We start from the raw sequence: 15,654 nt of genomic DNA on the forward strand, positions 1-15,654 counted from the left end.
TGCCCTGCCAGTCTAGGGGGCCCCCGACCGGGGAGAAATAGCACTTGAGTGCCGCTCTCCGGCGGCCCCGCTACGACCAAGGTGGCATGCCGCGGCCTGAAGCCGATGCCATTGCCAGGCGTCCGGCCTGGCCAGCAGCCGCTCCAGACAGCCCCTCAGCACCTCGCCATCCAGCGCCTCCAGGGAACGCTCCAGCCGTCGCCAGTCGGGCTCACACGTTCCCTCCCGCAGCGCCTGCCACTGGCAGCGCCAGGCCTCGGCCTCGCTCTCGGGCACCGCCAGATCGGCGCGCAGTGCCGCCAGCCGTCGAGCCAGCTCGTCTCCTCCTGATGGCAGCAGGGCCCGCCCCTGCACGGCCAGGAAGTCCTCGATGGCCAACCGCAGCGTCTCGGCATCGGCCCCGGGCGACTGCACCACATAGCCCAGGCGCGGCCGCCCTGCCGCTTCCCGATAGCGCACCGCCGCCACATAGCCGAGCCCGCGACGCTCGCGCATCTCGGCCAGGAAGGGGCGGTCGTGGCACTGGCCCAGCAAGCGCAGGCAGAGCCGCTCCAGGGGCGTCGACTCCCCCTGGAGCAGCAGCATCAGGGCCGTCCCCTCGCCTTGCGGGGCAACCGATGCCTCCCGGCGCCGATCCGGCCTGCCGCCCGCCACGGCAGCGCTCGCCACCTCCAGCAGGCGCCGGCGCAGCATCGGCGCCGGGGGCGCCTCGGCCCAGCAGAGCGGCAGTGACGGCGTCGCCTCGGCCTGGCTCAGCCGCGCCAGCAGCCGCTGGGCCAGCAGCCCAGCGCCGGGCGCCCGAGGCAGGGCCGCCCGGGGCCAGGCCTCCAGCAGCGCCAGGGCCACGGGCGGCAGCGCCTCCTCACCGCGCAGGGCTAGCCAGGCGCCCCGGGCATCCTCACCCAGCCACAGCTCTCCGCCCCGGGCGCGGAAGGCCTGGCGCAGCGGCAGGCTGGCGGTCTCCCAGGCGGCCAGGCGCTCCCCCGACGCCGGCCAGCCGAGGCAGAGCCAGGGACGCCGGCTGGTACCGCCTCGCCACACCGTCAGGGGCCGCTCTGCGCAGCGTCTCGGCTCTCCTTGGTGACCGCGGCGCTGGCTCGCAGCGACCCAGCGCACCGGATCAGCATCTCCGGGCCAGGGAGGCGGTGGCGGGCCGCGCCGGGGCCAGGCCAGAGGCACCCAGGGCGTGGCGCTCTCCGGCACCCGGCGCACCTGCCCCGGCGGCAGCTCGCGGCAGGCGAGCAGCAGGCGCGGCAGCGTCCCACTCAACTGCACCGCCGGCGCAGGCGCCTCGGCCCGACAGCGATTCAGCGCACAGTGCCGGCGCACCTGACGCTGGGGCCACGTCGCCAGGGCTTCCTCCGGCAGCCGAGCGGGGGCGCCCGGGTCGTCGCTCCGGGCCAGCAGCGATGCCAGGCGGGAGCGGCACAGCTCGGCGGCCTCGCCCCAGTGCCGCTCGCCCGACTCGCTGAGACGCAGGGTCAGGGCCAGCGCCTCCCCGGCACCCTCCGGCCAGGCGGTGGCGGAGAGGTCCTGCAGCCAGCCGCGCCGACACAGCGCAGCGGCCAGCTCGCCATCCTCGAGCCCCAGCGCCAGCGCCTCCAGGGCATCGGCGTGCTGCGCCCGGGTTCCCGGCTGCAGGGGCCAGAGCAGCTCCAGGGCTCCGCTGACGCCCGGTGAACGCCAGGCGACGCCGCCGGGGGCCGTCCAGCGCCAGGCGACGGCGTTCGACACGCCCACGGCGTGCCCCCCTCCCCCGCCCGGCAGGCGCTGGCCGGCGGCCTGAATCGCCGCCCACTGATGGGCCAGCGGCTGCGGCGCCAGGCTGGCCAGCACCATGCGAGACGCCCGGTAGTGGCGGCGATGAAAGGCGCGCAGAGCAGGGCACGGCGCCCCCCCGAGGCTGAGCCGGTGCCCCGCATGGCAGCCTCGGGCAGGATGCTCCACCGCCACCAGGCGCGACAGGGCGGCAAGCCGATGCAGGGCCGGGTCGCCGCGGCGCGCCCGGAACTCGGCGTCGATCACCGCGATCTCCCTGGCCACCGCCTCGGGCGCCGCCTCGTCTGTCAGCAGATCCGGGGCGGCCACCAGGTCGACCAGGCGCGCCAGCCCCTCTGCCAGCTGCGCCGCCGGCAGGCTCAGGTGGTAGTCGGTGGTCGCCTCCGAGGTACGCGCGTTGTAGCGCCCGCCCACCGCGCCGACCCAGTCGGCCAGGGCGAGCCCATCGCGGCGCGGGTGAAACAGGCAGTGCTCGAGCAGATGCGCCAGGCCGCGGTGCCGCGGCGGTTCATCCAGCCAGCCGGCGGCCACGCCCAGCGCCAGCCGCGCCTGGCGCGCCGCCGGCACCTCGGCCAGGCGCACCTCGAGGCCGTTGGCCAGCCGTCCCTCGGCCAGGCGGCTGCCGGGCGGCAGCCCCCTTGGCGGCAGCTCACGCCAGTCCGTCATGGGTCAGCAGTCCATGCAGCAGCACCCGCAGCTTGCCGGGGCGCAGCGGCTTGTTGAGCACGTGGAGTCCGGCATCCCGCAGCCGCTGGCGCCACGCGTCGGAACGGTCGGCGGTGATGACGACCGCCGGCAGCGCCGGCGCCCGCCAGTGGGCGCGCAGCCGCTCGACCAGGGCATCGCCGGTATCGGGGCCGTCAAGGTGCAGGTCCACCAGCAGCGCCGCCGGCGCCTCGGGGCACGCCTCCAGCGCCTCCTCGACGTCCAGCGCCAGATGGCAGTCGAGCCCCCAGCCGCGCAGCAGCTGCCCCATGCCGACCAGGATGCTGGGTTCGTTGTCGATGACCAGCACCGGCTGGCCCGCGAAGCGCACCGGCGGCGGCGCCGGGCCGGGCGGCTCGCAGGGAGGCAGCGGCCGCCCGCGCGCCAGCGGCACCCGCACGGCGAAACAGGAGCCCTGCCCCGGCCAGGAGTCGACCCTGACCTCGAGCCCCAGTCGTGTGACGATGCGCTCCACGATGGCCAGCCCCAGCCCGACCCCCTGGCGGTCCCGGGCCCGGGATGCGCCCAGCTGGTGGAACTCATGGAAGATCACGCGGCGCTGGTCGGGCGGGATCCCGGGGCCGGTATCCCACACCTCGAGCCATACCGCCTCACCGCGGCGCCGGGTGCCCAGCAGCACCCGCCCGCTTTCGGTATAGCGGCAGGCGTTGGAGAGAAAGTTGCGCAGCACCCGGCCGAGCAGCCGGAAGTCGCTGTTCACTCGCCAGCGCCCCACCGCCTGGCGGACGCTCAGCCCCTTTTCCCGGGCCCGGGGCGCATACTCCGCCATCAGCTGACTGGCCAGCTCGCCCAGGCAGAAGTCATCTAGCTGAGGCTGGATGCGGTCATGATCCAGGCGGGCGATGTCGAGCAGGTCGGTCAGCAGCTCCTCGGCCCCCTCCAGCGAGAGGTGGATGCTGCGCGCCAGCTCCGCCTCGGCCGGGGCCAGGGGGCGCTCCTGCAGGGTGGCCACCATCAGCCGCGCGGCGTTCATGGGCTGCAGCAGGTCGTGGCTGGCCGCCGCCAGGTAGCGGTCCTTGCTGCGGTTGGCCTGTTCGGCGGCGTCTCGCGCGTCGCGCAGCTCGGCATTGAGCGCTTCGAGCTCCCGAGTGCGCGCCTGAACCCGGGCCTCCAGCTCGGCGTTGAGCTCCTCCAGCCGTCGCCGGGCACGCTCGCGCTCGGTGATGTCGGCCACGAAGGCCTCGACCAGCGAGGCCTCGCCGCCGTTGGGCTTGGGCAGCAGGGTCATGGAGACCGCCACCTCGTGGCCCTGGCGTCCCCGCAGCCGCGTGGTGAAGCCCGCCACCCGCCCCTCCCGCGCCAGCCGCCGGCGCAGGCGCTGCAGGTCGCAGGGGTCCACGAAGAGCGCCTCCAGCGTGGTGCAGCGCTTCAGGGTCTCCGCCACGGAGGCATCGCCCAGCATACTGGCCAGGGCGGGGTTGGCGGCCCGCAGCCCGCCGCTCATGGAGGCCTGGAAGATGCCGTGCAGGGCGTTCTCGAACAGCCACTTGTAGCGGTTGCGTTCGTTCTCGAGCTCGGCCATGCGCGCCGTCAGCTCGGGGTAGTAGCTCTTGCGCGCCGAGTGGCTGCCCAGCCCCAGCAGCTCGCTGACCGAGAAGCCATCCGGGTCGGTCGGCTTCTTCATGGACGTTGCCTCATCGGCTAGAGCGCCTCCTCGTAGACCACCGCCACATCGCGCTGGCTGGAGCGTCGCGGGTTGGTCAGGATGCAGGGGTCCTGCATGGCGTGACGGGTCAGCAGCGGCACGTCGCTGCTGCCGACGCCCACCTCGCCAAGCCGCCCGGAGAGGCCCACGGCGCGCTTCAGCTCGCCCAGGTGCGCCACCAGGCGCTGCTTCACCTGGCGCTGGGTCAGGCCGCGGCAGTCGATGCCCAGGGTCTCGGCCACCCGCATGAAGCGCTCGGGCGTGGCCTCGAAATTGTAGGCCACCACGTGCTCCAGCAGCATGGAGTTGCAGAGCCCGTGGGGCAGGTCGAGAAAGCCCCCGAGGCTATGGGACATGGCGTGCACCGCCCCCAGAATGGCATTGGAGAACGCCAGGCCCGCCTGCATGCTGCCCAGCATCACCTGAGCGCGCAGCTCGATATCGCCCGGGTTGGCCACCAGGGCGACCAGATGGCCATTGATCAGCCGCATCGCCTCCAGGGCATGGGCATCGGTGAGAGGCCCGCTGCCGGTGGAGACGAAGGCCTCGATGGCGTGCACCAGGGCATCGATGCCGGTGCAGGCGGTGAGAAAGGGGGTCATGGTGAGGGTGACGGCAGGGTCGATCAGCGACACGTCCGGCACCACCGACTTGCTGACGATGGAGAGTTTCAGGCGGCGGCTCTGGTCCGAGAGAATCGCGAACTGGGAGATATCCGCCGAGGTGCCCGCCGTGGAGGGGATGAAGATCAGCGGCGGAATCGGCACCCGCAGGGTGTCGACCCCTTCGAAATCGAGGATATGGCCGTCATGGGCCACCACGATGCCGATACCCTTGGCGCAGTCCATGGGGCTGCCGCCGCCGATGGCGACAATGGCCTGACAGGCATGCTCGCGGTAGACCTCGGCCCCGGCCATCACCTCCTCGACTCGGGGGTTGGGCGAGACCGCCGTGAAGCGTCGGCTATGGATGCCGGCAGCGGCCAGGTCCGCCTCCACTTCAGCGACCCAGCCCGCCGCGACTACGCCGGGGTCGGAGACCAGCAGGATGCGCTCGGCACCGAAGGTCTGGGCGTAGTTGGCCACGGCGTGACGGGAGCCCTCGCCGAAGATGATCTCGGGCGCCACGAACTTGCGCAGCGCCGTGATGCTGTGTGACATGGCGTTCCCCATGGGGTTGTCGTTATTGTACCCGGCGCCTTGCCGCTCGCCGGGTCGTCAGGGGTCAGTGCGGCAACGATGCCATGGTAGGGTGCGGCCACTCCGGCCGCCTTACACCCTTGGTCGGGCTATCCCCGCCAGATCAGACGCGAGTTGGCGCTGTTGCGGGCGGTGAGGTGCTCCAGCGGTGGCGAGCGGTGCGCCGCCTCCGCGCAGGCCTCCTCGATCAGCCGGTGCTCGGGGGACTTGCTGCAGACCGGGTCGGCAGCGGCGGGGTCGCCGGTCAGCAGGTAGGCCTGGCAGCGGCAGCCGCCGTAGTCCTGATGGCGCTCGTCGCAGCTGCGGCAGGGAGCCTTCATCCAGCCGTCGCCGCGAAAGCGATTGAAGGCCTCGCTGCGATGCCAGACCGCCTCAAGCGAGGCGTCGCGCACGTTGGGAAAGGTCATGGGCAGCTCTCGGGCGCTGTGGCACGGCAACACAGCACCGTCCGGCGCCACGGTCATGAAGATCGCTCCCCAGCCCCCCATGCAGGCCTTGGGCCGCTCGGCGTAGTAGTCGGGCACCACGAAGAGCAGACGCATCTCGCGCCCCCTGGCCGCGAGGCGCTCGCGCCACGCCTGGGTCACCGCCTCGGCCCGGGCCACCTGCTCGCGACTCGGCAGCAGGCCATCACGGTTGAGCCTCGCCCAGCCGTAGTACTGACAGGTGGCCAGCTCCACGGCGTCGGCGCCCAGTTCGTCACACAGGGCGATCAGCCGATCGACATCGTCGATGTTGTGGCGATGCAGCACCACGTTGAGCACCATGGGGTAGCCCGCCGCCTTGACCGCCCGAGCCATGGCCAGCTTGCGCCCGTGGGCCTTGGCGGAGCCCGCCACCGCGGCGGACACCTCCTCGTCGGCGGCCTGCAGGCTGATCTGAATATGATCCAGCCCGGCATCGCGCAGCGCCGCGATGCGCGCCTCGTTGAGGCCCACGCCGGAAGTGATGAGGTTGGTGTAGAAGCCCAGCTCCCGGGCCTCGCTCACCAGCGCCTCGAGGTCCTGACGCACCAGCGGCTCGCCGCCGGAGAAGCCCAGCTGGGCGGCTCCCAGCGCCCGTGCTTCGCGCAGCACGCCGCGCCACTGCTCGGTGGAGAGCTCCTCGCCATGGCGGGCGTAGTCGACGGGATTGGAGCAGTAGGGACACTGCAGGGGGCAGCGATAGGTCAGCTCCGCCAGCAGCCAGAGCGGCGCACCGGCGGAAAGTTCGGCATGGGTCCTCATGGGGTCACCTCGCGCAGCCAGCCCTGGCGGCAGGCATCGTTCAGGAAATCGTCGACGTCATCCGCCACGCCGCCGGCCGCCGGAAAACGCGCATCGAGCTCGGCCACGATGGCCGCCTGATCACGCCGGCCGTCCACCAGCGCGAGGATGGCGCCGGCGCTGTCGTTGAGCTGCACCATCCCCTCGGGGTAGAGCAGCACATGGCGCTGCTGGGCGGGCTCCCACTGCAGCCGCCAGCCGGGGCGCAGCGACAGGATACGGGCAAGGTTCATGAGAGCCCCCGGTGGTAGACGCGCCGGTCGGTGACGCTGTGGTAGGGCGGACGGCCGAGCTGATAGGCCAGGGTCATGGCGTCCAGCATGCTCCACAGCACGTCGAGCTTGAACTGCAGGATCCCCAGGGCCCGCTGCTGCCTCTCGGCGGTGTCGCAGACGGCCAGCGCCACCTCCAGACCGTGCTCCACGTCGCGCCGTGCCTCCTTGAGACGCTTGCGGAAGTAGCCGTAACCGGAGGCGTCGATCCAGGGATAGTGCTGCGGCCAGGTGTCGAGGCGACTCTGGTGGGCCTGGGGCGCAAACAGCTCGGTCAGCGAGGAGATCGCCGCCTCCTCCCAGGACGCCCGGCGCACGAAGTTGACGTAGGCATCCACGGCAAAACGCACGCCAGGCAGCACGTGCTCCTGGGACCAGAGCGCCTCGCGGCTGAGCCCCACCGCCTCGCCCAGGGCGAGCCAGGCCTCGATGCCGCCGTCGTCGCCGGCGTGACCGTCATGGTCCAGCAGCCGCTGTATCCAGCGCCGCCGGGTGGGCGCATCGTGGCAGTTGGCCAGCAGGGCGGCATCCTTCTGGGGAATCATCACCTGGTAGTAGAAGCGGTTGGCCACCCAGCCGCGGATCTGCTCCGGGGTGGCGCGACCGGCCGCCATGTCCACCTGATAGGGGTGATGAATATGGTAGTAGTCGCCCTTGGCCATCAGCGCCGCGCGAAAATCATCCGCCGACAGCGGCGACCGGGCGACGCCCGTCTCGGGGCCCGCTCGCGTGGCGCAGGGGTCTGTCCGGGTATTCAGCATGGCGTAATCTCCCTCTCCTGTTGCTTGCAGCCGGAGGCGTCACAGCATCAGTCGCATGCCGTCGAAGGCGACCTCGATGCCGTGCTCCTCGAGCACCCGGCGCTCTGCCGAACCTTCGTCGAGAATCGGGTTGGTATTGTTGATATGAATCAGGATGCGGCGGGTGGCGGCAGGCAGCGCATCCAGCTCGGCGATCATGCCGTGCTCGCCGGCCAGGGCCAGGTGCCCCATGGCCTCGCCGGTGGAGGTGCCGACCCCCAGGCGCTGCATCTCGTCGTCGTGCCAGAGGGTGCCGTCCACCAGCACGCAGTCGGCACGCTGCATCAGCTCGCGCACGGCATCGTCGGGCCGCCCCAGGCCAGGGCCGTAGAAGAGGCTCAGCCCCGAGAGGCGATCCTCGAACAGCAGCCCAAGATTATCCCCCACCCCGGGGGCGCCGCGGCGCGGCGAGTAGGGTGGGGCGTTGCTGTTCAGGGCCAGGGCGGTGATGGCCAGGCCGGGACAGCTGGGCACCGTGAAGGTCACCCGCTCGCGCCCCTCCTCCAGGGCGATGGGGCGCCAGCTCAGTCCGCCCTGCCAGTGCGCCAGCATGGGAAAGAGCGGGAAGCCCTGGCTCAGATCCTCGTGCACCCGGGGCGTGCACCAGACATCCAGCGGGCACCCCTCGCGCAGGGAGAGCAGACCGGTAACGTGATCGATCTGGGCATCCACCAGCAGCACCTCGGCGATGCCGCTGTCGCGCAGGCCGCGTCGCGGAAAGAGCTCAGGGGTTGTGTTCAGCTGAGCGCGGATATCCGGAGAGGCGTTGCACAGCAGCCAGCGCTGGCCATCCATGCTGACGGCAATGGAGGACTGGGTTCGCGGGGTCAGGCCGGGCCTGCCCTGACGCACCCCCTGGCAGTTGGGGCAGTTGCAGTTCCACTGCGGAAAACCGCCACCCGCTGCCGATCCGAGCACGATAAGCTGCATGGTGATGCCTCACGTTGTTGTTGTTCGAGGTCGTTATTCGACATCGTTGTTCGATGTCGTGGTTCGTTCGGGCCGGCCCCCGGCTGGGGCCGGCCGGCGGGCTCAGCGGTTGGCGATGTAGAGGGTCACCTCGAAGCCGAGACGCAGGTCGGTATAGTCGGGCTTGATCCACATGGTCCTTCTCCTGTTTTCTACTTGTCATGGGTGTTGGCAGCTGCCATTCACAGTTAAGCATCGGTGGGGGGACACGCATGCAGTACTTTGGAAGGAGCCCCCCTCCTCTCTTGGTTCCATCCCCGCACAGGACGTCCCATGCCTCCCTCGACTTCGATCGTGCTCCTCGACAACGGCTCCCTGCGCCCCCAGGCAACCCTCAACCTGCGCCGCCTGGCCGAGGCGCTCTCCGCGGCCTGCGGCGTGCCGGTGGAGGCCGCCTCGCTGCTGCACTCCCACAAGATTCCCGCCGAGGCGCTCGGCGGCGAGAAGGCCGTCACCCTGGGCCCGCTGGCCGAGCGGCTGGCGGCAGAGGGCGCCACCGAGCTGATCATCCTGCCGCTCTTCTTCGGCCCCAGCCAGGCGCTGACCCGCTACCTGCCCGAGCGCCTGGCGGAGGTCCAGGCCCGCTACCCGGCGCTCGCCGTCACGGTAGCGCGGCCCCTGGTGGATACCCTCGGCGGCGTGGACCTGCGCCTGGCGCAGCTGCTGGCCGACAATGTGCGCGAGGCCATGACAGGAGCGCGCCGCCCCACGGTGGTGCTGGTGGACCACGGCAGCCCCATTCCCGAGGTGGCGGCGGTGCGCAACTACCTGGCAGGCCAGCTGAGCGCCCTGCTCGCCGAGGAGGCCGAGCGCGTCACCTTCGCCTCCATGGAGCGCCGGGACGGCGATGAGTACCGCTTCAACGAGCCGCTGCTGGAGACCCTGCTGGCCGCCCCTGAGCTTGCCGGGCGCGAGGTGGTCCTGGCGATGCTGTTCCTCTCGCCGGGCCGCCACGCCGGCGAGGGGGGCGATATCGCCGAGATCTGCGCGGCGGCCATGGCCGCCTCGCCGGGCCTGACGGTGAGGCCCAGCCGGCTGGTGGGCGAGCATGACGGCCTGGTCGCGCTCCTCGCCGCTCGCCTCGAGGAGGGGCAGCGCGGCGCGCCGCTGCTGCTGGCGCTGCCGGCGTCGGGCTAGTCGCTGCCGGGCGCCACGCCGATGAAGAGGCGCATGGGGTACTCCCCCTCGGCGATCATGAAGGGTTCGTAGATGCCCTCGAGGTCCTGCTGGTGGAGCTCCAGCCCCTGGTCGCGGAAGGTCTGCTCCCAGGTCGCCTGGGTAAAGAGCCCCAGCCGGTGGTGATCCACCTGGACATCCAGCTCGCCCCCCTGACGAATCAGGAACACCAGCACGGCCTCGTACTGCTCGTCGCCGGGGGGCAGCACGTGGTTGTTCTCCAGCAGGGTGACGTGGATACCGTCGCGCTCGCCCACGTAAGCGAAGTTGTTGTCGTGGAACAGCTCCCGGGGCTTGGTCACCACCAGCAGGGCGCCGCCGGGCCGCAGGTGGTGGCGGGCGGTCTCGAAGGCCAGGACCAGGTCGTCGCGGCTGGCCATGTAGTCGATGCTGTCGGGGATCACCACGGCGTCGAACTGACGCCCCAGGCGAACGCTGCGCATGTCGCCCTGGTGGTACTCCACCTCGGGGTTGGCGCGCCGAGCCAGCCGCAGCATGGCGTTATTGAGGTCCACCCCGGTCAGGGAGAAGTGGCGCTTCAGGGCGCGGTCGTGGGCGCCGGCGCCGCAGCCCAGGTGCAACACCTCGCGAACCGGCCGCCGGGCGTGCTCCTCCATGAGGCGGTGATAGGTGGCCACCTCCTCCTCGACCCCCTGGGGGTCCTCGAGCCACGCCTCGGTCCAGGCCAGCTCGTCATAGGCTTTCCACATGGTCGCGCTCCTCGTCGGCACGGTTGATCGATACCCTCTACCCTGCGCCACTCCCCTGCCGGATGCCAGCCTCGCCGGGAACCTGAATGCGCCAGGTCACGCCCTGCGCCGCTATCCGAAAGAGCGCGGTGGCCAGGGTGTTCTCCTCGTCCGGGTCATCCGGGTCCCGGCGCAGGACCGGCAGCCCCTCCCCGCCGGTGTCATGCAGCAGGGCCAGGGGGTCACGCACCCCGGCGGCGAGCAGCGCCTCGCCGCGGCGCTGACGATCTGCCGAGGAGTCGGTGATCACCTGGGGCAGATCGAGCCGGAGGCAGTGGTTGGCGTGCAGGGCCGGCCCCTCGAGGCGCCGCCAGGCGCAACGGCCGGCCCCCACCTCGGCGCTGGCTACCTCGATCCTTCCTCCTTCGCCCCGGCCCGCCAGGGTGAAGTGGAAGCCGCCGCCGGCCGGGGCGGACTCGAGCAGCGCCCGGGCCGCGGGCAGGTCCGGCTGGCGCAGCAGCTCGCGACTGAGCACCATCCGCGGCAGCTCGGGCAGGACGCCGCTCAGGCGCAGGTTATTGACCGTCACCACCAGGCCCGCCTCGGTGACGCTGAAGGTATGCCCCGGCAGCGAGCCCGGGTAGCAGAAGCCGAGCAGCGCCGGCTGGCCGGGCGGCGCCAGCCGCGCCAGGAAGCACTCACCGTCCAGGCAGGGCAGGCCATCCTCGTTGTGGGCGATCAGCGGCTCGGGGCCCGGCAGTACCAGGGTGGTACAGCCGTCCGGCACGCCGGCCAGCAGATCGCCGCGGCAGTTCCAGGCCGCCACCTCACCAAGCGGCAGCGCCAGCCCCTCGGCGAGCCCCTCGAGCTCCTCCATCACCCAGGGCAGCCGCTCGGCGGTGGCGGCCAGCAGTCGCTGCACCCGGGCGGTGTGACGGGGAGCGGTCACCTCCCGCCACAGGGGCGTGGCCAACAGCCGCTCGTGCACGGCGCGCCTCCCTCGGCGCCCCAGCGCCAGGCCGAGCTCCCGATGGCTGCCGCCGGCCTCGAGCCAGCCCAGCCGGCTGGGACTTTCCTGCTGATCTGTCATGACGCCTCTTCCCGGCAGTTGAATGGAAACGCTTTTAAAAATAAAAGGCGAAAGGCTTTGACCCACCGATGGATACGTGACACCGTGTCTGCAGTTGGTTGGCAAGCAGCATGGTTTCAGCAGCATTCGAATTCTTTCGGCAGCCTGACATTATCTCCCTTGTTCTACCCGCTACTCATCTGGGTAATACCAGGAATATCGTAAGGCGCTCAGCGCGAAAGGATTTATTATCATGGCAACTGGCACCGTCAAGTGGTTCAACGATTCCAAGGGTTTCGGCTTCATTTCTCCGTCCGACGGCAGCGATGATGTCTTTGCTCACTTCTCCGAGATTCAGTCCGAAGGCTTCAAGTCCCTGCAGGAAGGTCAGAGCGTCTCTTTTGACGTGACCCAGGGCAAGAAAGGCCTTCAGGCGTCGAACATCAAGGCGCTCTGAGCCCCGCTCGGAACACGCCTCTCGAGCCTCGGCTCGACCAGCAGGGCCCGCCTAGGCGGGCCCTGTTGCGTTTTATGGCACCCGTTTTATGGCACCATGGTGCGGCGCCATCTTGCCCCACACACGCCGGGAGGAGACGTGAAGCCCGAAGACCTGCTGACCCTGGTGCGCATGCCCATGCCCTACGGCAAGTATGCCGGCCGCTTGATCGCCGACCTGCCCGGCCCCTACCTGGCGTGGTTCGCCCGGGAGGGCTTTCCCGACGGCGAGCTGGGCCGGCTGCTCGCCCTGATGCACGAGATCGACCACAACGGCCTGGGCGAGCTGCTCACGCCGCTGCGCCGTCGCTGAACCACGAGGAGCCCCCTATGCTGCGTATTTCCAACAGCGTGGAGCTTGGCGACTGGGAGATCGAGCTCAACGCGATCCGCGCCCAGGGCGCCGGTGGCCAGAACGTCAACAAGGTGGCCTCCGCCATCCACCTGCGTTTCGACATCCACCGCTCCAGCCTGCCGCCCTTCTACAAGGAGCGGCTGCTGGCGCTCACCGACCAGCGCATCACCCAGGACGGGGTGGTGATCATCAAGGCCCAGCGCTTCCGCACCCAGGAGCAAAACCGCGAGGACGCCCTGGCGCGGCTGCGCGAGCTGATCCGCGAGGCGGTGAAGCAGCAGCGGGCGCGCAAGCCCACCAAGCCGACCCGCGCCGCCAAGCGCAAGCGGGTCGACGCCAAGACCCGCAAGGGCAGGACCAAGGCACTGCGCGGGAAGGTGACCGAATGAGCCAGCACGAGCCCCCTGCCTCCGGGCGCCCCCCCTCCCCCTGCATCAAGGTGTGTCGCCCGGTGGGTGACACCTGCCTCGGCTGCTGGCGCACCCTGGACGAGATCGCCCGCTGGTCGCGGATGGACGACGCCGAGCGCGAGGAGGTCTGGCAGCGGCTGGACGCCCAGGCCCGGCGGGCCGCCGACGCAAAGGAGGCCGAACGGCAGGCCGAGGCTCAGCGCGGCTGAGGGTGAACCCGCAGCAGCCAGGAGGCCGCCGCCACGCCGGCCAGGCCGACCAGCGCCCCGGGCAGCGCGCCCAGCGCCATGCTGGCCAGGATGCCGGCGAAGAGCGCCACGCCGCCACTCACCACGGCCCGGCCGGCGGTGGCGGAGACGAGATCCCGGCGCCGGCGCATCTCGAAGGCCACCACGGCGGCCATCACCGGGGTGACCATCAGCAGGCAGAGCAGCAGCCACACCAGCCGTCCCCACCAGAAGCCCGCCTCCCCGGGCACTCCGGCGTCGATGGGTGCGCCGAGCCGCTCGCCCAGCCAGGCCGCCGGCAGCTCGGCAAACTTGTGCCACAGGTAGAGCGGCATGCCCAGGGCGCCAAGCAGCGTGACCGCACGGCGGATCGGACGCCGCGCCAGCAGCCGCCGGGCCGGCGCCTCGCAGGCCAGCACCGTGCCCACCTGGAGCCACATCACCCCCACCAGGGCCAGAGTGGGGGGCAGCAGGTTGCTGCGCCCGCCCACCTCGCCGTCCACCATGGCCAGCGGATAGCCGGAGGCCACGGTGGCGCCCAGCCACACCAGCCCCAGGGCCATGAACGTAAGCCCCGTGCCGGTCCCCGTGAAGCGCCCCTGGCGCCAGGCGATGCCCAGCTGCTGGGGCAGCAGCCACACCACCAGCAGGTTGAGCCAGCCCAGCAGGGTGGCGTGGTCGGTGGCCAGCTCCCCCAGGCGCAGCAGGTCCGCCGGGGAGCCAGGCCGCGCCCGCAGCAGGTCGATGAAGGCGGCAGTGGCCACCAGCAGCCAGACGGCGCGCAGCCCCAGGCGTCGGTCGGCCCGCACCGAGAGCGGCAGCAGCGCCTGGACCCCGAGCAGCATCAGCAGGAACCAGAGGTGGATGGTCAGGGAGTGGTTGAAGGGGGCCAGGAAGCGCCCCTCCATCAGGCGGGAGAGCATCGCCACCGCGGCCAGCACCGCCAGGTAGGTCACCGTGGGTCGCGCCAGGGCCAGGGCGCGACCCGCCCACCAGTGCAGCTGGCGGTGGCCGTCGCTGAGCCGCCGGCGCACCCCCAACGCGCTTACCGCCGCCGAGACGAAGACGAACAGCGGCACCACCTGCACCACCCAGGTGAAGATGCCAGCTCCCTCCCACACCACCAGCAGGTGGTCGGTGTCCACCAGGTAGCCCGCCTCCAGGCGCGGCAGGGTGGCCAGCCAGTGGCCGAGCACCACCACCAGCAGGGCGCCGGCCCGCAAGGCGTCCGGGTAGCGGTCGCGCTCCGTGCTCAATGCTGCTTCACCCGCCAGATGCGCCAGGCCAGTACCGCCAGGATGCCCAGCCCCAGCGGGGCAATGATGGCGGCGGCGATCTGGGGCACGATGGGCACGCCCAGCGCATCCAGGCTCTGCAGGCCCAGCTTGAAGAGGCTGAAGAGGTAGTAGCTGATCACGATGATCGACAGCCCCTCCACCGCCTTCTGGATCTTGAGCTGGCTGCTGGTGCGCTCGTTGAGGCTGCGTAACATCTCGGCGTTCTGCTCCTCGATCTCCACCTGGGCCCGGGTGCGCAGCAAGTCGTTGAGGCGTGCCACGCTTTCGGCCAGCTCCTCCTGGCGCCGGTGAATGGCGGCACAGAAGCGCACCAGGGGCTGGAAGCGGCGCTGGATGAAGACGCCCAGGCGCGGGCTCTCTCCCACCTTGACCTCGCGCAGCTCCTCGATGCGCGCATCGACGATGCGCCCATAGGCCTCGGTGGCGCTGAAGCGCAGCCGCGACCGGGCGCTGGCGTGCTCCAGGCGCGAGGAGAGCTCGGAGATGGCGGCCAGCAGCGGCCGCGAGCTCTCCTCCTGCTCCTCGGCGTTGCGCACCGAGAGCTCGTCCAGCTCGCGCTCGTAGGCGTCGAGCTCGGTGCGCATCTCACGGGCCAGGGGCAGGGCCAGGGAGGCCATCATCCGGTAGGTCTCGATCTCCAGCAGGCGGCGCGCCATGCGCCCCAGGCGGAAGCCATCCAGGGCCTGGTTGACCAGCAGCAGGCGATTGACTCCCTCGGGGGTGAGCCGGAAGTCGCTCCACACCGTGGCCTCGCCGTCGGCCACCTGGGAGCCGGCAGGGCCCTGGAAACCGTAAGCCTCGGGGCTGCCGGCCCAGCGGTGGGCAGCCTCCACCAGCAGCAGGGTGGCGCTGACCACCTGCTCCCGATAGGGGGTGATCAAGGCCTCCAGCAGCGGCGGCGTTTCCGGCCACAGCTTGCCCTCGGGCTCCCGTGGCACCATCAGGGTCAGGGTGAAGAACTCGGTATGCCGCTCCCACTTGAGGGCCATGCCGTCGATCTCGAGGATCTCCTGCACCACCTCGGGGTCGCGCTCCCGGTCAACGAGGGCATCGATGCGTGCCAGGAGCTCCTCGGCCTGCCCCTCCTGTTCGAGCATGGCGTAGTGGTGAACATGGGCCGGCCCGGCCAGGTGGATCGAAGGCCTGGCGTGCAGCTCGTTATGCAGCGCTTCGCGCAGTGGATGCATGGTGACTTCCCATCGGTAAAGCGTTCGAGATTGATCGTTGAGCAAAGTGTGGGGCCTGGCGGCATCCGGGCCAAGCGCTTGCGACAATGCGCC

The 15,654-nt window shown here is 71.0% G+C and carries 17 protein-coding genes; 5 read left to right on the forward strand and 12 right to left on the reverse strand.

Features of this window, described 5'->3' with window-relative positions:
- Positions 1 to 12: 12 nt before the first annotated feature.
- The 8 genes from NHL60_RS15565 to pqqA all read right to left on the reverse strand — a co-directional run bounded on the left by NHL60_RS15565 (position 13) and on the right by pqqA (position 8,790).
- Complete coding sequence (locus NHL60_RS15565) at positions 13 to 2,445, reverse strand: insulinase family protein (RefSeq protein ID WP_253445416.1); 2,433 nt, start codon at positions 2,443 to 2,445, stop codon at positions 13 to 15.
- Complete coding sequence (locus NHL60_RS15570) at positions 2,429 to 4,129, reverse strand: hybrid sensor histidine kinase/response regulator (RefSeq protein ID WP_253445420.1); 1,701 nt, start codon at positions 4,127 to 4,129, stop codon at positions 2,429 to 2,431. The genes NHL60_RS15565 and NHL60_RS15570 overlap by 17 nt, the downstream gene beginning before the upstream one ends.
- 17 nt (positions 4,130 to 4,146) lie before the next feature.
- Positions 4,147 to 5,310 carry an alcohol dehydrogenase-like regulatory protein ErcA gene (ercA, locus tag NHL60_RS15575; protein ID WP_253445423.1) on the reverse strand — a complete coding sequence of 388 codons (1,164 nt, stop codon included), beginning with the start codon at positions 5,308 to 5,310 and terminating at the stop codon, positions 4,147 to 4,149.
- 128 nt (positions 5,311 to 5,438) lie between these two features.
- Positions 5,439 to 6,575 carry a pyrroloquinoline quinone biosynthesis protein PqqE gene (pqqE, locus tag NHL60_RS15580; RefSeq protein WP_253445426.1) on the reverse strand — a complete coding sequence of 379 codons (1,137 nt, stop codon included), beginning with the start codon at positions 6,573 to 6,575 and terminating at the stop codon, positions 5,439 to 5,441.
- Positions 6,572 to 6,847 (reverse strand): pyrroloquinoline quinone biosynthesis peptide chaperone PqqD, encoded by a 276-nt coding sequence (pqqD, locus tag NHL60_RS15585; protein WP_253445428.1) that lies wholly within the window; start codon positions 6,845 to 6,847, stop codon positions 6,572 to 6,574. Before pqqD ends, pqqE begins: the two co-directional genes overlap by 4 nt.
- Positions 6,844 to 7,647, reverse strand: a complete 804-nt coding sequence (gene pqqC / locus NHL60_RS15590) for a pyrroloquinoline-quinone synthase PqqC (protein WP_301271071.1) — start codon at positions 7,645 to 7,647, stop codon at positions 6,844 to 6,846. The genes pqqD and pqqC overlap by 4 nt, the downstream gene beginning before the upstream one ends.
- Before the next feature lie 39 nt (positions 7,648 to 7,686).
- Complete coding sequence (gene pqqB / locus NHL60_RS15595) at positions 7,687 to 8,616, reverse strand: pyrroloquinoline quinone biosynthesis protein PqqB (RefSeq protein WP_253445431.1); 930 nt, start codon at positions 8,614 to 8,616, stop codon at positions 7,687 to 7,689.
- Positions 8,617 to 8,718: 102 nt separating this feature from the next.
- Positions 8,719 to 8,790 carry a pyrroloquinoline quinone precursor peptide PqqA gene (gene pqqA, locus NHL60_RS15600; protein WP_253452235.1) on the reverse strand — a complete coding sequence of 24 codons (72 nt, stop codon included), beginning with the start codon at positions 8,788 to 8,790 and terminating at the stop codon, positions 8,719 to 8,721.
- Positions 8,791 to 8,928: 138 nt separating this feature from the next.
- Between pqqA and NHL60_RS15605 the strand changes: the two genes are divergently transcribed.
- Positions 8,929 to 9,792: a sirohydrochlorin chelatase gene (locus NHL60_RS15605; protein ID WP_253445435.1), complete on the forward strand. Its 864-nt coding sequence runs from the start codon at positions 8,929 to 8,931 to the stop codon at positions 9,790 to 9,792.
- Here the strand turns inward: NHL60_RS15605 and NHL60_RS15610 are convergent.
- Together NHL60_RS15610 and NHL60_RS15615 are read right to left on the reverse strand one after the other, a co-directional pair.
- Positions 9,789 to 10,541: a trans-aconitate 2-methyltransferase gene (locus tag NHL60_RS15610; RefSeq protein WP_253445438.1), complete on the reverse strand. Its 753-nt coding sequence runs from the start codon at positions 10,539 to 10,541 to the stop codon at positions 9,789 to 9,791. The two genes, NHL60_RS15605 and NHL60_RS15610, sit on opposite strands and share 4 nt — an antisense overlap.
- A 37-nt stretch (positions 10,542 to 10,578) precedes the next feature.
- On the reverse strand, positions 10,579 to 11,610 hold the full coding sequence (locus NHL60_RS15615) for a C45 family peptidase (RefSeq protein ID WP_253445441.1): 1,032 nt from the start codon (positions 11,608 to 11,610) through the stop codon (positions 10,579 to 10,581).
- Positions 11,611 to 11,842: 232 nt separating this feature from the next.
- Between NHL60_RS15615 and NHL60_RS15620 the strand changes: the two genes are divergently transcribed.
- The 4 genes from NHL60_RS15620 (at position 11,843) to NHL60_RS15635 (ending at position 13,058) form a co-directional block, all read left to right on the forward strand.
- Positions 11,843 to 12,046, forward strand: a complete 204-nt coding sequence (locus tag NHL60_RS15620; protein ID WP_253445444.1) for a cold-shock protein — start codon at positions 11,843 to 11,845, stop codon at positions 12,044 to 12,046.
- A gap of 138 nt (positions 12,047 to 12,184) precedes the next feature.
- Complete coding sequence (locus NHL60_RS15625; protein WP_253445447.1) at positions 12,185 to 12,397, forward strand: DUF3820 family protein; 213 nt, start codon at positions 12,185 to 12,187, stop codon at positions 12,395 to 12,397.
- Positions 12,398 to 12,414: 17 nt separating this feature from the next.
- Positions 12,415 to 12,828, forward strand: a complete 414-nt coding sequence (gene arfB, locus NHL60_RS15630) for an alternative ribosome rescue aminoacyl-tRNA hydrolase ArfB (RefSeq protein ID WP_253445466.1) — start codon at positions 12,415 to 12,417, stop codon at positions 12,826 to 12,828.
- On the forward strand, positions 12,825 to 13,058 hold the full coding sequence (locus NHL60_RS15635; RefSeq protein WP_253445469.1) for a DUF1289 domain-containing protein: 234 nt from the start codon (positions 12,825 to 12,827) through the stop codon (positions 13,056 to 13,058). Before arfB ends, NHL60_RS15635 begins: the two co-directional genes overlap by 4 nt.
- On the opposite strand, the gene NHL60_RS15640 is transcribed toward NHL60_RS15635, so the two are convergent.
- Positions 13,046 to 14,332 carry an acyltransferase gene (locus NHL60_RS15640; RefSeq protein WP_253445472.1) on the reverse strand — a complete coding sequence of 429 codons (1,287 nt, stop codon included), beginning with the start codon at positions 14,330 to 14,332 and terminating at the stop codon, positions 13,046 to 13,048. The two genes, NHL60_RS15635 and NHL60_RS15640, sit on opposite strands and share 13 nt — an antisense overlap.
- Complete coding sequence (locus tag NHL60_RS15645) at positions 14,329 to 15,561, reverse strand: DUF3422 domain-containing protein (protein ID WP_253445475.1); 1,233 nt, start codon at positions 15,559 to 15,561, stop codon at positions 14,329 to 14,331. The genes NHL60_RS15640 and NHL60_RS15645 overlap by 4 nt, the downstream gene beginning before the upstream one ends.
- Positions 15,562 to 15,654 lie beyond the last annotated feature (93 nt).

Source organism: Halomonas sp. Y3, assembly GCF_024137965.1.
GTDB classification, from domain to species: Bacteria; Pseudomonadota; Gammaproteobacteria; order Pseudomonadales; family Halomonadaceae; genus Halomonas; species Halomonas mongoliensis.